Origin of the sequence: Luteimonas lutimaris, from assembly GCF_039537065.1 — a bacterium.
GTDB classification, from domain to species: domain Bacteria; phylum Pseudomonadota; class Gammaproteobacteria; order Xanthomonadales; family Xanthomonadaceae; genus Luteimonas; species Luteimonas lutimaris.
In genome coordinates this window covers 398,758-419,089 of sequence record NZ_BAAAZU010000003.1, presented here as the reverse complement: position 1 = coordinate 419,089, position 20,332 = coordinate 398,758, and the positions used below count along the sequence as shown (strand labels likewise).

Sequence of the window (20,332 nt, the reverse complement as noted above, 5' to 3'; positions counted from 1 at the left end):
AAGCGGCGCGCACGTTCACGACTGCATCCGGTACAGGGTCGCGGAGGCGTTGCGGGGATCATCGACCCGCCAGCGGTGCTTCGCATCTCTCTCTCCAGGCAAGGCAACGCCCGACCGCTTCACGCACGAAAACGTTGCGGGGGCGCACCGTCCGCAGGCGTCGGCCCGGCTCTCCCCGGGCCGTCTTTTCGCCTGTGCGTGAATTGGTCCCCCCGTCCGCGCCTGAATTGGTCCTCCTTCGGAAAACCGCAGCGGATAGCTTGGATGCACAGGCTGGAATCCGCGACAGATCGCGCTGCAACGCCACGGGTCCAGTACAGCAACCGGCGACAGGAGAAGAGATGAACAGCATTCCGCCACGCGGCGCGGGCACCGAAGCGATCCGCCACATGGCACTGCATTCGGCCCGAAGCGCGGAACCCGATCCCGCGACCGATGCGCTGCATGCCATCCACGCGGCCGGGCGCGGCTCGCGCCTGTCGCTGCCGGCCGGCTGGCTGGTGGTTTGCGCACCGATGTCCGGCTGCCTGCAGCTGGAGTCGGACGCGGGCCTTTGGTCGCTGCCGGCAACGCGCATGCAGGTATGGCGCGATACCCCGCTGCGCATCGACTGTCCCTCGCCGGGTGCATGGGTCGGCCTGGCCGGCCCGCTGCGGGCATGGGGACGGCACCTGCGGCCGGCGCCCGGACAGGCAGCTGCGCCGTGCATCTTCCCGCGCCAGGACGATTGCCCGCGCACGCTGCGCCGCCTGCTGGTACGGCTGGTCCGCGCGGCGCGCGGATACCCGGCCATCGAAGCCGATCCTTCGCTGCTGGCCGGTGCGCTGTGCGCCTCGCTGCTCGACCAGCAGCGCGACCTGGACGAACCCCTGCAGCGCTGCAGCGGACGCACCCTGCAGCGGCGCCAGCAGACATTGCTGCGCTTGCTGCGCGTGCGCCACCTGATTGAAATCCACGACGACGGCCGGCCCGACCTCGCCATGCTGGCGCGCAGCGCCAACTACTCGCCGTGGCACCTGATGCGGATGCATCGCGAGGTCTTTGGCCAGACACCCTGCGAATACGCCTCGCAGCTGCGGCTCCAGCGCGCATGGTCGCTGGTGCGCAGCACGCAGCTGCCGATCTGCGAGATCACCGAGGCACTGGGCTTCGAGAGCCAGAGCAGCTTCTGCCGCGCATTCAAGAAGTCCTTCCGCTGCACCACGACCCAGGCGCGGCAGGTGCAGGCCGACGACGCATCGCTCGCGGCATGACCCCGGGATCGGCGCTGTGCTGCCGGCCGACGGCACGCCGGGCGTGATGCCTGCACCGTCTCCGGGCGGGCTGCACCAGGCCGAACTGGTCACCGTACACGCCGGATGGTTCCCCGGCGCGGCATGATTCAGGCGCAAGGCCTCAGGATCGACAACATGAAACGCGCCGCCGAACGCATCCATCGCGACTGGCACGACTTTGCCCGTCTCCGGCAAGTGGAAGCACTGGCCGGCCTGTACTCCGACGACGCGGTCCTCGAAAGCCCGCTCGTCCCCGCGATCCTCGACCGGGCGTCCGGTGTGCTCAGGGGCAGGGAAGATATCCTGCGCTTCCTGCAGGAGGGCACCAGGCGCCGTCCGAACGCACTCGTGCGCTGGCACCGAACCGGCCAGTACTTCACCGATGGCAAGACACTCGTCTGGGAGTACCCCCGGGAAACACCAGACGGGGACCAGGTCGACATCCTGGAAGTGATGGAAATCGCCAGCGGGAGCATCTGTCGTCACCGCATCTACTGGGGCTGGTTCGGATGCGACATCCTCATCAAATCGGCGCTCGACAAGATGCACCCCATCGAACGGACCCCGCAGGCCGGAGCCGTACAGTCCGTCACTCCCGATCCGCCCGATTCCGCCCAAGGCACCCCGGCTGCCTGCAAGCCGCCCGCGCACAATGCCGTGTCGCCATATCTGCTGGTCCGCAATGTCGGGAAGATGCTCGCGTTCCTGGGCGCCAGCTTCGATGCCCTCGAACTGAGCCGGTCCGAACTACCCGATGGCAGCGTCAAGCACGCCGAAGTGCGCATCGACGATTCCGTGGTAATGCTTGGCGAACGCCCGGACGGCCGCGAGCCGGTGCACTGTTCGACCCACGTCTACGTGCCCGATGTTGACCTGGCCTACCGGCGGGCATTGGCGGCTGGCGCATCCTCGATCTCGGAGCCGCGCGACCAGCCCTATGGCGACCGGTCCTCGGGCGTGCGCGATCCGGAGGGCAACATCTGGTGGATCGGCACCCATTCCGGCCACCGGAACCGGCACGCACCGGCGGCCGCCCCCCACACTCCATGAGCCCGTGAGCATGTCCATTTCCATCGAAGCCGCAAGGCAAGTGTTGCAGTCCCAGCCCTTCAGCAGGCTCCTCGATGCCGAGCTCGTCCGCTTCTCCGAGGCGGGCGTCGAACTGCGCCTCCCCATCTGCGCACGATTGAAGCAACAGCACGGATTCGTGCACGGGGGCGTGGTTTCCTATGCCGCCGACAACGCGCTCACGTTCGCGGGCGGCCTGGCACTGGGACCTGCCGTGGTCACGTCCGAATTCAAGATCAACTACGTGCGCCCGGCTGCGGGCGATGCGCTCGTTGCGCGCGCAAGTGTCGTCCACGCGGGCAGGACACAGGCTGTCTGCCGCTGCGAGGTTTTCAGCCTCGGCGATGAAGAAACCCTGTGTGCGGTTGCACAGGGCACCATCTCGCTTCTCAGGGGCGGCGATAACGCCGGATAAATCGTCCCCACCGGCTGCTGCCTGTTGCATGGGCGGCGCCATTCCCCGCCTCCGCGAAGCCACATGCCCGAGGCGCCGGACACCGGCGTCGCACGACGGCCTTTGGTCAATGGAACCTGCCCACACCGCCTTGCAGCAATCCTGCGCGCCAGCGGAGGATGCCCGCCCCTAATGCCCGCCGTCGAGCGCCTTGAGTTCGCTGACCAGCGCGTTGGCCATTTCCGCGCCGTCGCCGTAGAGCATTCGGGTGTTGTCGGCGTAGAACAGCGCGTTCTCGATCCCGGCGAAGCCCGTGCCCTTGCCGCGCTTGATGACGATGGTGTTCTTCGAATCCACCACGTCCAGGATCGGCATGCCGTAGATCGGCGAGGCCGGATCCGTTTTTGCCACCGGATTGACCACGTCGTTGGCGCCGATCACCAGCGATACGTCGGTGTTGGCGAACTCGGGGTTGATGTCTTCCATGTCGACGATCAGGTCGTAGGGCACGCCGGCCTCGGCGAGCAGCACGTTCATGTGACCGGGCATGCGCCCGGCGACGGGGTGGATGGCGAACTTCACCTTCACCCCGCGATCCATGAGTTTCTTCGCCAGCTCCCAGATCTTGTGCTGCGCCTGCGCCACGGCCATGCCATAGCCGGGCACGATGACCACGCGTTCGGCGAAGGCCATCATCGCGGCGACGTCGCCGGCCTCGATCGGCTTCTGCGAGCCGGTGATCTCCTGCGCTTCGCCGCCACCGCCGAAGTTGGAGAACAGCACGCTCTTGATCGAGCGGTTCATCGCCTTGGCCATCAGCCGCGTGAGCAGCATGCCGGCCGCACCCACCATCATGCCGGCAATGATCAGGGCCTCGTTGCCAAGCACGTAACCCTCGAAGGCCACCGCAAGACCGGTCAGCGCGTTGTACAGCGAGATCACCACCGGCATGTCGGCGCCGCCGATCGGCAGCGTCATCAGCACGCCCAGGACGAGCGCGGCAATGAAGAACGCGATGATCATCGGCACGCCGAGCGAGTGCACGACAATGGCGCCCAGCACCACCGTCGCGATCGCGACCGCGGCGTTGAACAGCTGTTGCGCGGGGAACGTGTAGCGCTTGTCCATGCGCCCGTCGAGCTTGGCCCAGGCGATGACCGAACCCGACAGCGACACCGAGCCGATCAGCGCGCCGAGCACGCCCAGCACCAGCGTGGTCATCGACGGCGCCGCGCCGATGCCGGCGAAGCGCAGCAGCTCCACCGCGCCGATCGCGGCGGCCGAGCCACCACCCATGCCGTTGAACAGCGCCACCATCTGCGGCATGTCGGTGATCGCGACCTTCTTGCCCCAGAACCAGGTCAGCGCGATGCCGATCACGGTGGCCGCCACGATCAGTCCGAGGTTGTGCAGCCCCGGCAGGAACAGCGTCGCCACCGTGGCGATCACCATGCCCACGCCGGCCCAGCGGATGCCGCTGCGCGCGGTCAGCGGCGAGGCCATCCGCTGCAGGCCGAGCAGGAACAGGGTCGCGGCCACCAGGTAGCTGGCCTTGACGACCAGCAGCAGCACTTCCGGTAGCGCCCAGTTCACGATCCGGCCTCCGGCGGCGCGGCGGGCTTCCTGCTGGACTTGAACATGTCCAGCATCCGCTCGGTCACCACGTAGCCGCCGGCGGCGTTGCCCGCGCCCAGCAGCACCGCGGCGAAGCCGATGACCTTCTCCAGCGTGGTGTCGGCATGGCCGAGCACGACCATGGCGCCGATCAGGACGATGCCGTGGATGAAGTTGCTGCCCGACATCAGCGGGGTGTGCAGGATCACCGGCACCCGCGAAATGATCACGTTGCCGGCGATCGCCGCCAGCATGAAGATGTACAGCGCCACGAAACCGTCGCCCATCGCCGCTCTCCCCATCCAGGTGACCGCATCATAACCGGCCGGCCGGCGCCTGCAGGCCGGGATGCCGCCCGCCTGTCAACCGCACGCCCCGGGGCGCGTTCCCATGGCCGTCCCCACCGACGCGACAACGATGGCATGCCCCAGGCCACGCTCCACGACCACCCCGCCGAAGCCGCGCCACGCCGCGCGGCGCGGCGGCCGTCGTCCGCGGCACGCCGTTGCCACCGTTGCCGTTAAGCTCGCCCTGGTGAACACCGATGCCCGCGCCACCGCCAATCCACGTACCGACGAGGCCGCGCCCCAGGCGCCGGCCACGCTCGAGGGCTTCCTGGCCGGCGTCGGCACGCGCGCGTTCCGCTTCGCCGAGGCCGGGCTGCGCCACCGCGAGGACGCAATGGACGCGGTGCAGGAGGCGATGATGAAGATGCTCGCCTACCGCGAGCGCCCCGCGCAGGAGTGGACGCCGCTGTTCTGGAGCATCCTGCGCAGCCGCATCATCGACACGCAGCGGCGGCGCACGTTCCGGCTCGGCTGGCTGGGCAACAGCCCGCCCGGCGGCGAGGACAGCAGCCTGGACTGGGCGGACGACGGCCCCGACCCGTCCCGCGCGCACGACGGGCAGGAAGCTTACGGACGGCTGCTCGAAGCGCTGCGCGGGCTGCCGCGGCGCCAGCGCGAGGCGTTCACGCTGCGCGTGCTGGAGGAATTCGACGTCGCCGACACGGCGCGGATCATGGATTGCAGCGAGGGATCGGTGAAGACCCACTTGTCGCGCGCCCGTGCGGCGCTGCAACGGCAACTCGAGGATTTCGCATGAAGACCAACGACCACGAAGCCCACGACCGCGACGCGCGCTTCGACGCCGCGATGCGGCAGCTGCACGCGACCGCCGTGGACCGGGTGTCCGGCCGCACGCGACTGCAGCTGCAGCAGCGCCACCGTTCGGCAACGACCGCGACGCCGGCGCGGCGCCACTTCGGCTGGCGACCGGTGGCGGCCTCGTTCGCGGCGGTGCTGGCGCTGATGGTCGGCGTGCAGCTGTGGAACGCGCCCGAACCGTCCCCGGCCGCACCGGCGACGGCGGCACCGGCGACCGCCGTTGCCGCCAGCACCCCCGACGACATCGACGCCGTGCTCGACGAGAACCCCGACCTCTACCTGTGGCTGGCGTCCAACGACGCCTATGCCCTGGCCATGGAGTAAGCCATGCGCGCCCTTCCGATCCTCGCCCTCGCCCTGGCCATGCTGCTCCCGTGCACCGCGATGGCCTCACCGCCGCAGCCCGCGCAGGACACCACCGCGACCCGGCCCGCCTGGGACGATCTCACCGCGCAGCAGCGCGAAACGCTGATTGCTCCGCTGCGCGCACGCTGGGACGACAACCCCGACCAGCGCGACCGCATGTACGAGCACGCGCAGCGCTGGCAGCACATGACGCCGGACCAGCGCAAGCGCGCGCACCGCGGCATGAACCGCTGGAAGCACATGGGCCCCGAACAGCGCGAACAGGCACGTGCTCTGTTCGGCAAGATGCGCGGCATGTCAAAGGAAGACCGCGACGCCCTGCGCAGGCAGTGGCACGACATGACGCCGGAGCAGCGGCGTCAGTGGGTGGAGCAGAATCCGCCGGCGGATCCCTGAGCCACGGACTTCTTCTGGCAGGAGCGGCTTCAGCCGCGAGCTTTTCCGATCGGCGGCAAGCAGGACTCAAAGCTCGCGGCTGAAGCCGCTCCTACCGGGACGCGGGTGGCTCAGCCAGCGGGCCGCTCCGGCCAGACGGTCTTCGCCAGCAGCTCGTCCTCCCAGTCGAACGCAAGCGCGCCGTCCTTGAGCAGCAGCGAGACGAAATTGAACACGTTGCGCGCGTACATCTCGCTGGCGTGCAGTGCGCCGCTGCTGGCGAGGTTGAGCGGTCCGGCGACCAACACGCCGCCATGGTCGACGGTTTCGCCGGGCTGCGTCAGTTCGCAGTTGCCGCCGGTCTCGGCGGCGAGGTCGACGATCACACTGCCCGGCTTCATCCCGGCCACCATTGCCGCGGAGATGATCTTCGGCGCGGGACGCCCCGGCACCGCGGCGGTGCAGACGATCACGTCGATGCCCTTGAGGTGCTCGCCCAGCCGGCGCTGCTGCTCGGCACGCTCGGCGTCGGTGAGCTGGCGCGCATAGCCGCCCTCGCCCGCGGCGCTCACGCCCAGATCGAGGAACTTGCCGCCCAGCGATTCGATCTGTTCGCTCGTTTCCGGACGCACGTCGAAGCACTCGACCTGCGCGCCCAGGCGCCGCGCGGTGGCAACCGCCTGCAGGCCGGCCACGCCGGCGCCGACGACCAGCACCTTCGACGGGCGGATCGTGCCGGCCGCGGTGGTCAGCATCGGGAAGAAGCGCGGCGCCAGCTGCGCGCCGATCAGCACCGCCTTGTAGCCGGCCATGCCGGCCTGCGAGCTGAGGATGTCCATCGCCTGCGCGCGGGTGGTGCGTGGCAGGCGTTCGAGCGGGAAGGCGACGATGCCGTTGGCGCGCAGCGCTTCGGCGCGCGCCGGGTCGGCGTCCGGATGCAGGCTGCCGACCAGCACGGCACCCTGCCGCAGCGCGGCGATCGCGGCCGGTTCCGGCGCCTGCACGCACAGTGCGATGTCGGCCTGCCCCAGCGCCTCGGCGCCGCTGCCGACCAGTTCGGCGCCGGCGTCGGCGTAGGCCGCGTCGGGGAAATGCGCGCCGTCGCCGAGTCCGCGCTCGACGCGCACGACGGCGCCGGCGGCGACAAGCTTCCTGCAGGTTTCCGGGGTCGCGGCGACGCGCCGCTCGCCTGGCGCTGACTCGCGCGCGATTCCGATCGTCACTGGCATGCCTGGCTCCGGGCTCCTGTCGCCGGCCATCGTAGCGAATCGCCCGGGGTGGCGCGATTGCCGCGCACGATGCCTCCCGGCACTGCCGCGGCTCAGGGTGCCGCTGCCGCCCTGGCCGCCTTCGGCACCTCGTTGAGGTGCTGCCAGAGCTGCTTCATGGCCTCGTCGAACGGCGCATCCACCGAACGCACGATCGCCTGGCCGCTGCCGACCAGCACCGCGAGTTCTTCGGGCGACACCACCATCTTGCGCACGCCGCGGCGGTTGACGATCAGCAGGCGCGAGGTCAGCGGGCTGATCCAGGCCACGCGCGCCGCCGTCTCGTGGCCGTCCTCGTCGACCAGGCGCAGGCCCTGGCCGGGCCGCAGGCGCCGCATCCGCGCGGCGATGGCCGGGTCGAACTCGAGTGCATCGTGGCCGCCCACCACCCGCAGGACGGCCGGTTTCTGGTCGTCCTCGAGGCCGTCTGGCTCGCCGTCCAGCGCGCGCGGCACGTGCACGCTGCGCACGGTGTCCGGCAGGCCCAGCGCGGAGATGATCCGCGCCATCGAGTCGCGCGCGCTGCCGGCGTCCATGCCGCAGCTCGAATAGCAGTCCACCAGCGGCGCCTGCAGCGCGAGCAGCTGGTCGGCCACGACTGCGCCGCGTGCGTGCGCGGCGTCGGTATCGACCTGCACCATCGCGTCACCCAGCGCGATCGCCGAATGGTGGCGCCCCGAATCGGCGCCGTCGCGCAGCCAGGTCTGGGTGAGGTAGTGGCGCCACTGGCCGTCGAGGAAGTTCGCGATCGCCTCGGTCAGCGGGCGGTCGGCCATGCGCGAGGCGACCAGGCCTTCGGCCGCGCGGCGCGCATGCTGCAGGCGCTCGCGGCCGTGGATCGCCTCGGCGGTGCGCTTTTCGGCCAGCTCGGAGCGCTTGCGCTGCTGGTCGAGCTGGTCGCGCAGCTCGCTGGCGGCCAGCTCGAAGATCGCCTGGTCGTCGTCGTATTCGGTGACCACGCGGTCGACGACCTGCTCGGCCCGGTCGAGTGTCTCGCGGTCCTGCGGGGTCTCTCCGGCGTTGCCGTCGCAGGCCTCGGTCAGCACGTCGAGCAGGCGCCGCGCCGGGTGGCTGCGGCGGTTGAACATCGAGTCGTCGGTCAGCGCGACCTTCAGGTACGGCACCACCAGCTTGCCGTACATGGCGCGGGCACGCTGCATCAGTTCGTTGGCCTCGACCAGCGACTGGAACAGGATGCCGACCAGGTCGATCGCATCCTGCTCGTCGCTGCTCAGCGAGGTTTCCTCGGGATCGAAGCCGAGCTGGCGGATGCCGTCGAGGATCTCCTCGCGCAGCGCGCCGGCCAGCGCGTAGCCGTCCTTGCCCGACAGCGCGCGCACGAACGGCGCCGGGTCGTCGCGCTGCAACATGCGCGCGATGTTGAGCAGGTCCTCGGTGCCGAGCACGTGGCTGGCGGCATCGGCCGCGGCGTGCTCGGCGGCCTGACGCGCGGCCTGTTCGCTGGCTTCGGTCTGGCGTTCGCGCCAGGTCCGCAGCTGTTCGCGCACGACGTCGCGGTAGCGCGGCGCGCGGCCGGCGAAATCCGCCGCGCTCGTCGCGCCGCCCATGCCCGCCAGCGAAGACGCCGGGACGAAGCCCGCCTGCGACGCGACGCCTGCCGCCGCACTGCCATCGGCGACGACCGAGCCGCCCGGCTGGCCGCTGGTGCCGGCCTGCTGCGGCCCGTTGAGGTGTTCGACGACGCCGCCGTCCGGCATCCACAGCCCGTCGGGGGCGGCGGCGGAACCGCCGGCCACGGCGCCGCCGCCGTGGCCGGTCGCGGGCGACTGGATGACGACGCCGCCGCCGTAGCGCTGCTTGGCGCCGGCGCCCATGCCGCCGAAACCGGCATCCTCGAGCACGGTGTTGGCGCGCTCGTAAATCGTGCCCAGCGCGTGCGGCAGGCGCTTTTCGTGCAGCCGGAACACCATCGTGCGCAGGCCGGGCGTGAGGTCGTCACGCTCGAACAGGCCGGTGAAGGCGCCTACCGCGGCCTCCGGGCGCATCGGGTTGGCGCGCTTGCCGTGCACGCCCAGGGCGTTGGCCAGCGACTGCAGGCGTTCGTCCATCATTTCCAGCGGATGCAGGAACTGGTGGTCGAGCAGCTCCATGGTCTGCTGACCGGCGAGATGGATTTCCAGCTCGTCCTCGGACATCAGGCTCAGGGATTTTTCCACCGGCTTGGGCGGCTTCGGGTCGAGCCAGCGCTCGAACTCGCGCTCCATCGCCTTGCGGTAGCGCGTGGCCAGCTCCAGCGCGCGCTGGTTGAGCGCGGTGATCGCCACCCGGTCGTCCTGGTTGGCGCTGTAGTCGTGGCCGGCCAGCGCCGCGAGCCGGACCTGCTCTTCGATGCTGCCCCAGAACCCGGACAGCACGCCGGCCATTTCGGTGAGCGCGTGGCGCTTGATCGATTCGTACGCGCGCACGGCCTCGCTGCCGGCACGGTTGCGTGCGGGGTTGGCGAGGGGATCGAGGTCGTCGAGTCGCGTCATTTCGGGAGAGAATGCGCCCGGGCGGAATGCCCGAACTGAATACGATCCATCAAGTGGAGCATTACGTCTGTGATCAAACCCGCAAATAACCTGAATGGGCCGGCTTCCGCCCTGGAAACGCTGGATGCACGGCGTTCGGTCCCGGCCCGGCAGCTGGGTGAACCGGGTCCGGATGATGCTGCCCTGCTGCGAATGCTGCAATCGGCCGTCCGCGTGCCCGACCACGGCCGCCGCGTGCCATTCAGGTTCCTGCGCATCGCCGGCGACGCGCGCCACGCCCTGGGCGAGGCACTGGCGGCGATGACGCTCGAACGCGACCCGACCGCAAGCGAGGGCGCGATCGAGAAGGATCGCGCCCGCTTCAGCCACGCGCCGCTGGTGGTGGCGGTGGTGGCCGTGCTCGATCCCGACGACCACAAGATCCCCGAAATCGAGCGCCAGTACAGCGCCGGCGCCGCCTGCTTCGCGCTGCTGCAGGCCGCGCAGGCGATGGGCTTCGGCGCCAACTGGCTCACCGGCTGGCCCGCGCACGACCCGCAGGTGCGCACGCTGCTGGGCCTGGGCGAGCACGAGCGGGTGGCCGGCTTCGTCCACATCGGCACGCCGAAGATGGACGCCCCGGAACGCCAGCGCCCCGACCCGCACGACCTGCTCGGCGACTGGACCGGCCGGCGGGCGTAGCCCGGACCCCGTCGTGCCTGCGCGCGCCGAACCTGTGTTACACCCGGCCCCATGAAACCCCTCTACCTGGTCGACGCCAGCCTCTACGTGTTCCGCGCCTGGCACTCGATGCCGGACCGGTTCCACGATGCCGACGGCTGGCCGGTCAACGCCGTGCACGGCTTCGCCCGCTTCCTGCTCGAACTGCTCGAACGCGAACGCCCGACGCATATCGCCGTCGCCTTCGACGAGGCGCTGGACTCTTGCTTCCGCAACGCCCTGTACCCGGCCTACAAGGCCAACCGCGACCCGGCGCCGCCGGAGCTCAAGCGCCAGTTCGCCTACTGCAAGGCACTGTGCGACGCGCTCGGCCTGGTGGTGCTGGCACACACCGACTACGAGGCCGACGACCTGATCGGCAGCGCCCTGCACCAGTCGCGCACGCACGGCCACCGCGGCGTGATCGTCTCGGCCGACAAGGACCTCTCGCAACTGCTGGACGAACACGACGAACAATGGGACTTCGCCCGCGGCCAGCGCTGGGGCCGCGCCGACGTCAAGGCGCGGCACGGCGTGGAAGCGCGGCAGATCGCCGACTACCTCGCGTTGAGCGGCGACGCGGTCGACAACATCCCGGGCGTGCCCGGCATCGGCGCCAAGACCGCCGCGATCCTGCTCGCCCACTTCGACAGCCTCGACACGCTGCTCGAACGCATCGACGAAGTCGCCTTCCTCCGCTTCCGCGGCGCCGCCCAGGCCGCGGCGAAGCTGCGCCTGCATCGCGAACAGGCACTGCTGTGCCGGCAACTGTCGACCATCGCCCTGGACGCCCCGATCACCGGCGCCGACGCCCCCTTCCCGCGCCGCGATGCCGACGCGGCCACCCTGCTCGCCCTGGCCGAGGCGATGCGCTTCGGGCCGATGACCAGGCGCCGGCTGCAGGCGGCGACGGGCGTCGAGTTCGCGCCCGGTATGTGACTCCATCGCAGCTGGGGACTCGGGACTCGGGACTCGGGACTCGGGACTCGGGACAGCGTAGGGCTGTCATCCCGAGCGCAGCGAGGGACCTGCTTGCTGCGTGATGCGGACGATGAAGCAGATCCCTCGCTGCGCTCGGAATGCATGACCCTGCCCAGTCCCCAGTCTCGGCTGCCCACCACCACGCTTCATCCACCCGCGGTAGGATTCAGTCATGAACGACACCACCGGGGAAGCGCCCGAACTCCTCTACCAGGGCGAATGGCTGCGCATGGTCAGGCATGGCCACTGGGAATCCTGCGAACGCACCCACGGCAAGGACGGCCTGGCCGTGCTGGTCATCGCGGTGACGCCCGACGACCACGTGCTGTTCGTCGAGCAATACCGCGTGCCGCTGGGCGCGAAGACGATCGAGATGCCGGCCGGCCTTGTCGGCGACGGCGACGACGGCGACACGCTCGAAAGCGCCGCGCGCCGGGAGCTGATCGAGGAAACCGGCTGGGAGCCCGGCCGCATCGACGTGCTGCTGGTCGGCCCCACCACCGCCGGCATGAGCAACGAGCGCATCGCGTTTGCCCGCGCGCGCGACCTCAAGAAGGTTGGCGACGGCGGCGGCGTGGACGACGAGGACATCACCGTCCACAGCATCCCGCGCGCGCAGGCGCCGGCGTGGCTGATGCAGAAATATGCCGAGGGCTACGAGCTCGACCTCAAGCTCTGGGCCGGGCTGTGGATGATCGAACACAACCCGGACGGCACGCCGGCGGATTGAACGAAACCTGCAGGAGCGGCTTCAGCCGCGAGCTTTTTCGTCGACAGCCGACGCACCAGAAAGCCCGCGGCTGAAGCCGCTCCTGCGAAACACCCCGGCGGCTCAGGCGAAGCCGTCGGTCGCTCGCACCAGCGCGTCGACGTTCTCCGGCTCGAACGCCGAATGCCCCGACGCCGGGGAAATCGAAAGCTCCGCCTTCGGCCAAGCCTTGTGCAGGTCCCAGGCGTTCTGGATCGGGCAGACGACGTCGTAGCGGCCGTGGACGATGATGCCGGGGATGTCGGCGATCTTCCCCACGTCCCGCAGCAGCTGGTCGTCGACTTCGAAGAAGCCGCCGTTGACGAAGTAGTGGTTCTCGATCCGCGCGAAGGCCAGCGCGAAGCGCGCGTCGGCGTGGCTGTCGGCGAAATCAGGATCGATGTGCAGGAAGCTGGTCGCGCCTTCCCACACGCTCCAGGCGCGCGCGGCGGCCAGGCGCGTGGCCTCGTCGTCGCTGGTCAGGCGGCGGTGGAAGGCGGAGATCAGGTCGTGGCGCTCGACCTCCGGGATCGCCTTGAGGTAGTGCTCCCACGCATCCGGGAACAGCCGCGAGGCGCCTTCCTGGTAGAACCATTCCAGCTCCCAGCGCCGCAGCATGAAGATGCCGCGCAGGACCAGTTCGGTGACGCGCCTGGGATGCGTTTCCGCGTACGCCAGCGCCAGCGTCGACCCCCAGGAGCCGCCGAACACCTGCCACTTGTCGATGTCCAGCTTCACCCGCAGCTTCTCGATGTCCTCGACCAGGTCCCAGGTGGTGTTGTCGGTGAGGTCGGCGTGCGGGGTGGAGCGGCCGGCGCCACGCTGGTCGAACAGCACGATGCGGTACTTCGCAGGGTCGTGGAAGCGGCGCATCTTGGCGTTGCAGCCGCCGCCCGGTCCGCCGTGCAGCAGCACCACCGGCTTGCCGTCCGGGTTGCCGCACTGCTCGTAATAGAGCGTGTGGCGCTCGTCGACTTCGAGCTTGCCGGTGTCGAAGGGTTCGATTTCGGGGTAAAGCGTGCGCATGCGGGGGGTCCTTGGAAGGCGTCGGGCGAGTTTATCAGCCGCTCCCGCATGCCCTCGCATGGCTTTGCAGGAGCGGCTTCAGCCGTTCCCACAAAATCGGACGTCAGCGACGTCCCGATGTCACGCGGTCACGCTGCCCGAGGTCGCGTTCGGTGGCCACGTCGGCAAAACCCGCGGCCTCGAACAGCGTGCGCACGGCGGCGCCCTGCTCCCAGCCGTGCTCGACCAGCAGCCAGCCGCCTTCGACCAGATACGCCGGCGCACCGGCAGCGAGGATGCGGATCGCGTCCAGCCCGTCCGTGCCGGAGGCCAGCGCCGTACGCGGCTCGAAGCGCAGGTCGCCTCGCGCCAGGTGCGCGTCGCTCTCGGCGATGTAAGGCGGGTTGCTGGCGACCAGATCGAAGCGTTCGCCCGCGAGCGGCGCCAGCCAGTCGCCGTGGCGGAATTCGACATTGCGAATGCCCAGCGCCGCGGCGTTGCCGCGCGCGACGTCGAGCGCACCGGCACTGGCGTCGGTGGCGACCACCCGCGCCCGTGGACGCTCGCTGGCAATCGCCAGCGCAATGGCGCCGCTGCCCGTGCCCAGGTCGGCCACGCGCACCGATGCCGATGGCTCGATACGCGCGAGCGCGAGTTCGACCAGCAGCTCGGTGTCCGGACGCGGGATCAGGGTGTCGGGCGTGACCGTCAGGTCGAAACGCCAGAAACCGCGCGTGCCCAGCAGGTAGGCCACCGGCTCCCCCGCGGCGCGGCGCGCGACCAGCTGCGCGAAACGTGTCGCGTCCAGTTCCTGCGCGAGATCGTCGCCGTGCGCGAACAGCCAGCTGCGCGGCCGCCCGAGCACGTGGGCGAGCAGCAGCGCCGCGTCGGTGGCATCGATCCGCGCGCCGGTGTCGCGCAGGAGGGCATCTATGCGGGGCATTGGCGGGGTGTCGTTGCGGGATGCGCATGCTAGACGCGACGACCGGGCGCGGCCAGCAAGACGCGGGCACACGCACCCGCGACGCCATCAGCGGCCAGGCGCCGGCAAGGCGGACGCCATCCCTTTGATAGGTTAAACCTATTGATAGGATAAATATAATCGATTTTACATATCAATAGGCAGCGCCTAATCTATGCCCCGACGTCGGCAACCGCCGGCCTTTTCCTGCAACCAACCGAGGAACCCCATGTCCGTCATCAATACCGAAATCAAGCCGTTCCGCGCCACCGCCTACCAGAACGGCGAGTTCATCGAAGTCACCGACGCCGACCTGAAGGGCAAGTGGTCCGTGGTGGTGTTCTACCCGGCCGACTTCACCTTCGTCTGCCCGACCGAGCTCGAGGACCTGGCGGTGAACTACGACGAGTTCCAGAAGCTCGGCGTGGAGATCTACAGCGTGTCCACCGACACCCACTTCTCGCACAAGGCCTGGCACGACACCTCGGACGCGATCGGCAAGATCAAGTACCCGATGATCGGCGACCCGACCCACGAGATCTCGAACAACTTCGAGATCCTGCGCCCCGCCGGCCTGGCCGACCGCGGCACCTTCATCATCGACCCGCAGGGCGTGATCCAGGCCATCGAGATCACCGCCGAGGGCATCGGCCGCGACGCGCTGGAGCTGCTGCGCAAGGTCAAGGCCGCGCAGTACGTTGCCGCGCATCCGGGCGAGGTCTGCCCGGCCAAGTGGAAGGAAGGCGAGAAGACCCTGAAGCCGTCGCTGGACCTGGTCGGCAAGATCTAAGCCGGCTCTCGACCAGCAAGCTCCCGTTCCCATCCCCGCGCGAGCGGGGGTGGGGATGGACCGGAACCCGCGTCGCTGCGGCGCGGTTTGCGGTCCATCCCCACGCCGGCGGCGACCTGCCCCGCGCAGGACGCCCGCCCCGCGTTTGCCTTGCATCCGGAGAATCGAAGCCATGCTCGACGACGATCTGAAGACCCAACTTGCCGCCTACCTCGAGCGCCTGCAGCGCCCGATCGTGCTGGTCGCCTCGGTCGACGACGGCGACAAGTCGCGCGAGTTGCTGGACCTGCTGGAGGACATCCGCGCGCTGTCGGACAAGGTCGGCGTCGAAGTGCGCCGCGACGACGCCGAGCGCAAGCCTTCGTTCGCGATCACCGCGCCGGGCCACGACATCGACCTGCGCTTCGCCGGCCTGCCGATGGGCCACGAGTTCACCTCGCTCGTACTCGCCCTGCTGCAGGTCGGTGGGCATCCGTCCAAGGCCGCGCCGGAGCTGCTGGAGCAGGTGCGCGCGCTGGACGGCGAATACCGCTTCGAAACCTATTTCTCGCTGTCGTGCCAGAACTGCCCGGACGTGGTCCAGGCGCTGAACCTGGCCGCGGTGCTGAACCCGAACATCCACCACGTCGCCATCGACGGCGCCCTGTTCCAGGACGAAGTCGAGGCGCGCGAAGTCATGTCGGTGCCGTCGGTGTTCCTCAACGGCGAGCCGTTCGGCCAGGGCCGGATGAGCCTGGAGCAGATCGTGTCGAAGCTCGACACCGGCGCCGCCGCGCGCGAGGCCGCCGCCATCGACGCGAAGGACGCCTTCGACGTGCTGGTCGTCGGCGGCGGCCCGGCCGGCGCCGCGGCCGCGGTGTACGCCGCGCGCAAGGGCATCCGCACGGGCGTTGTCGCCGAGCGCTTTGGCGGCCAGGTGCTGGACACGATGGCGATCGAGAACTTCGTCTCGGTGCAGGAAACCGAGGGCCCGAAGCTGGCCGCGCAGATGGAGCAGCACGTGCGCCAGTACGAGGTCGACATCATGAACCTGCAGCGTGCCAGCAGCCTGGCGCGCGGCGACGACGGCATCACCACGGTGAAGCTCGAAAGCGGCGCCTGCCTGCGCGCCCGCTCGGTGGTGCTGTCCACCGGCGCGCGCTGGCGGCAGATGGGCGTACCCGGCGAGGACCAGTACCGCAACAAGGGCGTGGCCTACTGCCCGCACTGCGACGGCCCGCTGTTCAAGGGCAAGCGCGTGGCGGTGATCGGCGGCGGCAACTCCGGCGTCGAGGCGGCGATCGACCTGGCCGGCCTGGTCCGCCACGTCACCCTGATCGAGTTCGACGACAAGCTGCGCGCCGACGAAGTGCTGCAGCGCAAGCTGCGCAGCCTGGACAACGTCGACGTCATCACCTCCGGCCAGACGCTGGAAGTGCACGGCGACGGCAGCCGGGTCAACGCGCTGTCCTACCGCGACCGCAGCGGCGGCGACGTGCACCGGGTCGAGCTGGAGGGCGTGTTCGTGCAGATCGGCCTGCTGCCCAACACCGAGTGGCTCAAGGGCATCGTCGATCTGTCGCCGCGCGGCGAGATCGAGGTCGACCACGCCGGCCGCACCTCGCTGCCGGGCGTGTTCGCAGCGGGCGATGCGACGACTACGCCGTACAAGCAGATCGTGGCCGCGATGGGCGACGGCGCCAAGGCGGCGCTGAGTGCGTTCGACCACCTGATCCGCAGCAGCAGCCCGGCCGCGAAGACCGAAGCGGAAGCCGAGGTCGCCTGACACGACGTCCGCGGCGACGCGGAACGGAGGCTCCATGAACCTGCGTGACCTCAAGTACTTCGTCGCCCTCGCCGAGCACCTGCACTTCGGCCGTGCCGCCGCGGCGTGCTTCGTCAGCCAGCCCACGCTGTCCACCCAGGTCCGCAAGCTGGAGGAGGAACTTGGCGTGCCGCTGGTCGAACGCGCGCCGCGCAAGGTGATGCTGACCCCGGCCGGGCGCGACGTCGCCGCGCGTGCGCGGCGCATCGTCGCCGACATCGAGCAGATGCGCGAAGCCGCGCGCCGCAGCCAGGACCCCGAGGCCGGCACGGTCAGGCTCGGCATCTTCCCCACGCTCGGCCCCTACCTGCTGCCGCACGTGGTGCCGAACATCCGCGCGCGCTTCCCGCAGCTGGAGCTGCTGCTGGTCGAGGAAAAGAGCGACGTGCTGCTCGCGCGCCTGCATGAGGGCCGGCTCGACGCGGCGCTGCTGGCGCTGCCGGTGCACGACGACCAGCTGCACGCGGAGTTCCTGTTCGAGGAACCCTTCGTGCTCGCCGTGCCCGAGACGCACGCACTGGCGCAGCGCAGCGCGCTGTCGCTCGCCGACCTCGCCGACCAGCGCCTGCTGCTGCTCGCCGACGGCCACTGCCTGCGCGACCAGGCCCTGGATGTTTGCCACATGGCCGGCGCCAGCGAGAAGGGCGAGTTCCAGGCCACCAGCCTGGAAACGCTGCGGCAGATGGTCGCCGCCGAGGTCGGCGTCACCCTGCTGCCGACGCTGGCGGTGAAGCCGCCGGTGGCGCGTTCGGAGAACATCCACCTGGTGCCCTTCCGCGACCCGCCCCCCAGTCGCCGGATCGCCATGGTGTGGCGCCGCAGCTCGGCGATGGCGGGCTTCCTCGAACAACTGGCGGCCGTGATCCGCCAGTTGCCGCCCGACCTGCTGGCACCGGCAATGGATTCCGCCGCCCTGTATACCCACGCACCGGGCGCCGCGGGCGCCTGAGCCCGCGGCCGGCACCGCGCAAACAGCTGGAACCCTTCCGCTCCCGGAAAGCGGCGCCGGCGCCGCGGCTTTGATCGCGGCTGCCATGTCCCCGACACTGTGGGTTCCACGGAATCGAGAAGCACCACATGGCCACCATCACGGTCGTAATGATCGACGGCGTCGCCGATTGGGAAATCGGCGTCGTGCTACCCGCCGCGCGCGAATGGTTCAGCGATCAAATCCAGATCGCGAGCATCGATGGCGCGCCGCTGACCTCGATCGGCGGCCTGCGCATCCACCCGCAGGCCGCGCTGGCCGACCTCGACCCGCTTGCCGGCGACCTGTGGCTGCTGCCCGGCAGCGACCGCTGGCGCGATGGCGAGATCCCCGCGCTCAGCCGCGCGCTGCGCGCACGCGTGGAGGCCGGCCTGCCGCTGGCCGCGATCTGCGGCGCCACCGTCGCCCTGGGCCACGCGGGCCTGCTCGATGCACGGCCGCACACCAGCAACTCCCTCGCGTTCCTGCGCGACAACACCCCTGGCTATGCAGGTGCCAGCCATTACCGCGACGCGAAGGTGGTCGCCGAAGGCGGTCTGGTCACCGCGCCCGGCACCAGCCCGGTCGGCTTCGCCTGCGAATGCCTGCGCGTGCTGCATCCGGAGCAAGGCGAGTCGATCGCGCAGGTGCGCGCGATGTTCGCCGGCGAGTTCGAGGCTGGCTGACCGGCGCGGAACAGCAGCACGGCCGCCCATGGCCGGCCAGCGAAACAACAGCCGGGACGGCGCCTGCGACTCCGCCCGTTCTCCAAGCGTGGCGTCGACGCACGCAATGGATTGCGCCGTAGCGATTCCTTCCTGTATGCATCACATACTCCGGAGGAGGCATCCCGCTGCCTTGACAACATGCAGAAGCATGGCTGAGTGGCTACACTTCGGCGACTCGACTGACCCAAGGAAGGCATACGATGACTCAGCCAGTGATTCCCGACGTCGCCCTGGTGGACAACACGGAGCAGCGCACGCCGCTGGTACTGGTACTGGACTGCTCCGGCAGCATGGGCGGCGCACCGATCAACCAGCTCAACGAAGGCCTCCAGTTGCTGGAGCGTGAGCTCAAGGACGACGTGATCGCCGCCAAGCGCGTGCGCCTGCTTGTCATCCGCTATGGCGGGCTGGATACCGCCGAGGTCGTTGGCGACTGGTGTGACGCAATGGATTTCACGGCACCGACGCTGGAAGCGAACGGAACCACCCCGACCGGCCAGGCCGTGGAGCTTGCGCTCGGTGAAATCGAAGCCGAGAAGGCACGCTACAAGCAGTCCGGCATCGCCTACACGCGGCCATGGCTGTTCCTGATGAGCGATGGCGTGCCCACTGATGCCTGGGAATCCGGCGCACAACGCTGCTGCGAGGCCGAGCGGTCGCACAAGGTCGCGGTCTTCCCGATCGCGGTGGGCGAAGGCTCGCACCCCGATACCCTGGGCGCCTTTTGCAGCCGCGGCACTGCAGGCGTGAAGCGCCTGGCCGGGCTGCAGTTCAATGAACTGTTCCTGTGGCTGAGCACCAGCATGCAGGTCGTCTCGCAGTCCAAGACCGGTGACCAGGTCCAGTTGCCCGCTACCGACAGCTGGTCGACGGTGACCGCCTGACCCATGGCCTGGCGCATTTTCGCCGCGTCGGCGAAAGGCAGCTCGCATGTGGCCGCCGGCCTGCCTTGCCAGGACGCGTCGGCATTCGCGCGGCACGGCGAATGGCTGATCGCGGTGGTCTGCGACGGTGCCGGCTCGGCGGCCTCCAGCCATATCGGCTCGAGCAGGATTTCGCACGCTACCGTGCAGGTGCTGACCGCGCGCGGAGAATTGCTGGCGTCAGCGGACCATGCGGACATCGAGAAGCTGGTCACCGACGTTCTCACGGAAACACGCGAAGCACTGGCGGAACACGCCCGGATCGCGCGGACAGAACTGTCGGCATACGCCGCTACCGTCGTCGGCGTGGTGATGGGGCCGGAGCACGGCTGGTTCTTCCATGTCGGCGACGGCATCGGCGTGGCACGGCATGACGACGGGATCACGTTGTCGTTACCGGAAAACGGCGAATACGCCAACGAGACGTTTTTCCTTACTGGCCATGACTGGCTTGCGCACCTGCGCATATCCCCGATCGAAAAACCCGCGCGCAGTGTGCTACTGATGTCCGACGGCGCGATGCCCTTCGTGATGGCCAGGGGCAACCAGGCACTGTTCGCCCCCTTCGTGGAACCCGTCGAGCGCTACCTTGCCCAGGCGGACGAGGCCACGGGGTCGCAGGCGCTGGCCGCCACCCTCGACGATCCACGCACGCATGGCATCACCAGCGATGACAAGACCCTGCTGATCGCGCTCGGAGACTGACCGA

General features: G+C 69.5%; 21 protein-coding genes. 15 read left to right on the top strand and 6 right to left on the bottom strand.

Features of this window, described 5'->3' with window-relative positions; all coding sequences use genetic code 11:
• Positions 1 to 341: 341 nt before the first annotated feature.
• The 3 genes from ABD679_RS03950 (at position 342) to ABD679_RS03940 (ending at position 2,757) form a co-directional block, all read left to right on the top strand.
• Complete coding sequence (locus tag ABD679_RS03950; protein WP_344758631.1) at positions 342 to 1,253, top strand: helix-turn-helix transcriptional regulator; 912 nt, start codon at positions 342 to 344, stop codon at positions 1,251 to 1,253.
• A gap of 156 nt (positions 1,254 to 1,409) precedes the next feature.
• Positions 1,410 to 2,324 carry a VOC family protein gene (locus ABD679_RS03945; protein WP_344758630.1) on the top strand — a complete coding sequence of 305 codons (915 nt, stop codon included), beginning with the start codon at positions 1,410 to 1,412 and terminating at the stop codon, positions 2,322 to 2,324.
• Between the two features lie 10 nt (positions 2,325 to 2,334).
• Positions 2,335 to 2,757: a PaaI family thioesterase gene (locus tag ABD679_RS03940; RefSeq protein ID WP_344758629.1), complete on the top strand. Its 423-nt coding sequence runs from the start codon at positions 2,335 to 2,337 to the stop codon at positions 2,755 to 2,757.
• A 168-nt stretch (positions 2,758 to 2,925) separates the two neighbouring features.
• Here ABD679_RS03940 and ABD679_RS03935 read toward each other — a convergent pair whose 3' ends face one another.
• Positions 2,926 to 4,329, bottom strand: coding sequence for an NAD(P)(+) transhydrogenase (Re/Si-specific) subunit beta (locus tag ABD679_RS03935; RefSeq protein WP_344758628.1), 1,404 nt, complete (start codon positions 4,327 to 4,329; stop codon positions 2,926 to 2,928).
• Positions 4,326 to 4,637, bottom strand: a complete 312-nt coding sequence (locus tag ABD679_RS03930; RefSeq protein ID WP_344758627.1) for an NAD(P) transhydrogenase subunit alpha part 2 — start codon at positions 4,635 to 4,637, stop codon at positions 4,326 to 4,328. Before ABD679_RS03930 ends, ABD679_RS03935 begins: the two co-directional genes overlap by 4 nt.
• Positions 4,638 to 4,881: 244 nt before the next feature.
• Between ABD679_RS03930 and ABD679_RS03925 the strand changes: the two genes are divergently transcribed.
• Genes ABD679_RS03925 through ABD679_RS03915 form a run of 3 tightly spaced genes read left to right on the top strand, consistent with a single transcriptional unit; the run spans position 4,882 to position 6,278 of the window.
• Positions 4,882 to 5,454 (top strand): RNA polymerase sigma factor, encoded by a 573-nt coding sequence (locus ABD679_RS03925; protein WP_425561842.1) that lies wholly within the window; start codon positions 4,882 to 4,884, stop codon positions 5,452 to 5,454.
• The gene (locus ABD679_RS03920; RefSeq protein ID WP_344758625.1) at positions 5,451 to 5,840 is read left to right on the top strand and encodes a hypothetical protein; all 390 of its coding nucleotides are present in this window, start codon (positions 5,451 to 5,453) and stop codon (positions 5,838 to 5,840) included. The genes ABD679_RS03925 and ABD679_RS03920 overlap by 4 nt, the downstream gene beginning before the upstream one ends.
• A 3-nt stretch (positions 5,841 to 5,843) precedes the next feature.
• A complete protein-coding gene (locus ABD679_RS03915) occupies positions 5,844 to 6,278 on the top strand; it encodes a DUF3106 domain-containing protein (RefSeq protein ID WP_344758624.1) in 435 nt (144 codons plus the stop codon).
• Positions 6,279 to 6,388: 110 nt separating this feature from the next.
• On the opposite strand, the gene ABD679_RS03910 is transcribed toward ABD679_RS03915, so the two are convergent.
• Positions 6,389 to 7,486, bottom strand: a complete 1,098-nt coding sequence (locus ABD679_RS03910) for an NAD(P) transhydrogenase subunit alpha (RefSeq protein ID WP_344758623.1) — start codon at positions 7,484 to 7,486, stop codon at positions 6,389 to 6,391.
• 92 nt (positions 7,487 to 7,578) lie between these two features.
• Positions 7,579 to 10,017 (bottom strand): DUF1631 family protein, encoded by a 2,439-nt coding sequence (locus tag ABD679_RS03905; protein ID WP_344758622.1) that lies wholly within the window; start codon positions 10,015 to 10,017, stop codon positions 7,579 to 7,581.
• Positions 10,018 to 10,107: 90 nt separating this feature from the next.
• Here ABD679_RS03905 and ABD679_RS03900 point away from each other — a divergent pair, with 90 nt between their 5' ends.
• From ABD679_RS03900 to ABD679_RS03890, 3 genes are all read left to right on the top strand, one after another.
• Complete coding sequence (locus ABD679_RS03900; protein ID WP_344758695.1) at positions 10,108 to 10,698, top strand: nitroreductase family protein; 591 nt, start codon at positions 10,108 to 10,110, stop codon at positions 10,696 to 10,698.
• A 51-nt stretch (positions 10,699 to 10,749) separates the two neighbouring features.
• Entirely contained in the window at positions 10,750 to 11,655 is a 906-nt protein-coding gene (locus ABD679_RS03895) for a 5'-3' exonuclease (RefSeq protein ID WP_344758621.1), read from the top strand.
• 214 nt (positions 11,656 to 11,869) lie between these two features.
• Positions 11,870 to 12,427 carry an NUDIX hydrolase gene (locus tag ABD679_RS03890; RefSeq protein ID WP_344758620.1) on the top strand — a complete coding sequence of 186 codons (558 nt, stop codon included), beginning with the start codon at positions 11,870 to 11,872 and terminating at the stop codon, positions 12,425 to 12,427.
• A 102-nt stretch (positions 12,428 to 12,529) separates the two neighbouring features.
• On the opposite strand, the gene pip is transcribed toward ABD679_RS03890, so the two are convergent.
• Positions 12,530 to 13,471 (bottom strand): prolyl aminopeptidase, encoded by a 942-nt coding sequence (pip, locus tag ABD679_RS03885; protein ID WP_344758619.1) that lies wholly within the window; start codon positions 13,469 to 13,471, stop codon positions 12,530 to 12,532.
• A gap of 103 nt (positions 13,472 to 13,574) precedes the next feature.
• Positions 13,575 to 14,393: a peptide chain release factor N(5)-glutamine methyltransferase gene (gene prmC, locus ABD679_RS03880; RefSeq protein ID WP_344758618.1), complete on the bottom strand. Its 819-nt coding sequence runs from the start codon at positions 14,391 to 14,393 to the stop codon at positions 13,575 to 13,577.
• A 247-nt stretch (positions 14,394 to 14,640) separates the two neighbouring features.
• On the opposite strand from prmC, the gene ahpC reads away from it, so the two are divergent.
• The 6 genes from ahpC (at position 14,641) to ABD679_RS03850 (ending at position 20,328) form a co-directional block, all read left to right on the top strand.
• Positions 14,641 to 15,201 carry an alkyl hydroperoxide reductase subunit C gene (gene ahpC, locus ABD679_RS03875; RefSeq protein WP_344758617.1) on the top strand — a complete coding sequence of 187 codons (561 nt, stop codon included), beginning with the start codon at positions 14,641 to 14,643 and terminating at the stop codon, positions 15,199 to 15,201.
• 172 nt (positions 15,202 to 15,373) lie between these two features.
• A complete protein-coding gene (gene ahpF / locus ABD679_RS03870; RefSeq protein ID WP_344758616.1) occupies positions 15,374 to 16,966 on the top strand; it encodes an alkyl hydroperoxide reductase subunit F in 1,593 nt (530 codons plus the stop codon).
• A 34-nt stretch (positions 16,967 to 17,000) separates the two neighbouring features.
• Positions 17,001 to 17,954 carry a DNA-binding transcriptional regulator OxyR gene (oxyR, locus tag ABD679_RS03865; RefSeq protein ID WP_344758615.1) on the top strand — a complete coding sequence of 318 codons (954 nt, stop codon included), beginning with the start codon at positions 17,001 to 17,003 and terminating at the stop codon, positions 17,952 to 17,954.
• A gap of 128 nt (positions 17,955 to 18,082) precedes the next feature.
• Positions 18,083 to 18,658 (top strand): DJ-1/PfpI family protein, encoded by a 576-nt coding sequence (locus ABD679_RS03860; RefSeq protein ID WP_344758614.1) that lies wholly within the window; start codon positions 18,083 to 18,085, stop codon positions 18,656 to 18,658.
• Positions 18,659 to 18,900: 242 nt separating this feature from the next.
• Entirely contained in the window at positions 18,901 to 19,584 is a 684-nt protein-coding gene (locus ABD679_RS03855) for a vWA domain-containing protein (RefSeq protein WP_344758613.1), read from the top strand.
• A gap of 3 nt (positions 19,585 to 19,587) precedes the next feature.
• Positions 19,588 to 20,328 (top strand): PP2C family serine/threonine-protein phosphatase, encoded by a 741-nt coding sequence (locus ABD679_RS03850; protein WP_344758612.1) that lies wholly within the window; start codon positions 19,588 to 19,590, stop codon positions 20,326 to 20,328.
• Positions 20,329 to 20,332 lie beyond the last annotated feature (4 nt).

What these genes read in the sequence shown, in the direction of transcription:
- ABD679_RS03905 (WP_344758622.1), bottom strand. Translation starts at nt 10,017, where the DNA reads ATGACGCGACTCGACGACCTCGATCCCCTCGCCAACCCCGCACGCAAC.
- ABD679_RS03920 (WP_344758625.1), top strand. Translation starts at nt 5,451, where the DNA reads ATGAAGACCAACGACCACGAAGCCCACGACCGCGACGCGCGCTTCGAC.
- ABD679_RS03930 (WP_344758627.1), bottom strand. Translation starts at nt 4,637, where the DNA reads ATGGGCGACGGTTTCGTGGCGCTGTACATCTTCATGCTGGCGGCGATC.
- ABD679_RS03895 (WP_344758621.1), top strand. Translation starts at nt 10,750, where the DNA reads ATGAAACCCCTCTACCTGGTCGACGCCAGCCTCTACGTGTTCCGCGCC.
- ABD679_RS03890 (WP_344758620.1), top strand. Translation starts at nt 11,870, where the DNA reads ATGAACGACACCACCGGGGAAGCGCCCGAACTCCTCTACCAGGGCGAA.
- pip (WP_344758619.1), bottom strand. Translation starts at nt 13,471, where the DNA reads ATGCGCACGCTTTACCCCGAAATCGAACCCTTCGACACCGGCAAGCTC.
- prmC (WP_344758618.1), bottom strand. Translation starts at nt 14,393, where the DNA reads ATGCCCCGCATAGATGCCCTCCTGCGCGACACCGGCGCGCGGATCGAT.
- ABD679_RS03940 (WP_344758629.1), top strand. Translation starts at nt 2,335, where the DNA reads ATGTCCATTTCCATCGAAGCCGCAAGGCAAGTGTTGCAGTCCCAGCCC.
- ABD679_RS03910 (WP_344758623.1), bottom strand. Translation starts at nt 7,486, where the DNA reads ATGCCAGTGACGATCGGAATCGCGCGCGAGTCAGCGCCAGGCGAGCGG.
- ABD679_RS03950 (WP_344758631.1), top strand. Translation starts at nt 342, where the DNA reads ATGAACAGCATTCCGCCACGCGGCGCGGGCACCGAAGCGATCCGCCAC.
- ahpF (WP_344758616.1), top strand. Translation starts at nt 15,374, where the DNA reads ATGCTCGACGACGATCTGAAGACCCAACTTGCCGCCTACCTCGAGCGC.
- ahpC (WP_344758617.1), top strand. Translation starts at nt 14,641, where the DNA reads ATGTCCGTCATCAATACCGAAATCAAGCCGTTCCGCGCCACCGCCTAC.
- ABD679_RS03850 (WP_344758612.1), top strand. Translation starts at nt 19,588, where the DNA reads ATGGCCTGGCGCATTTTCGCCGCGTCGGCGAAAGGCAGCTCGCATGTG.
- ABD679_RS03855 (WP_344758613.1), top strand. Translation starts at nt 18,901, where the DNA reads ATGACTCAGCCAGTGATTCCCGACGTCGCCCTGGTGGACAACACGGAG.
- ABD679_RS03915 (WP_344758624.1), top strand. Translation starts at nt 5,844, where the DNA reads ATGCGCGCCCTTCCGATCCTCGCCCTCGCCCTGGCCATGCTGCTCCCG.
- ABD679_RS03945 (WP_344758630.1), top strand. Translation starts at nt 1,410, where the DNA reads ATGAAACGCGCCGCCGAACGCATCCATCGCGACTGGCACGACTTTGCC.
- oxyR (WP_344758615.1), top strand. Translation starts at nt 17,001, where the DNA reads ATGAACCTGCGTGACCTCAAGTACTTCGTCGCCCTCGCCGAGCACCTG.
- ABD679_RS03860 (WP_344758614.1), top strand. Translation starts at nt 18,083, where the DNA reads ATGGCCACCATCACGGTCGTAATGATCGACGGCGTCGCCGATTGGGAA.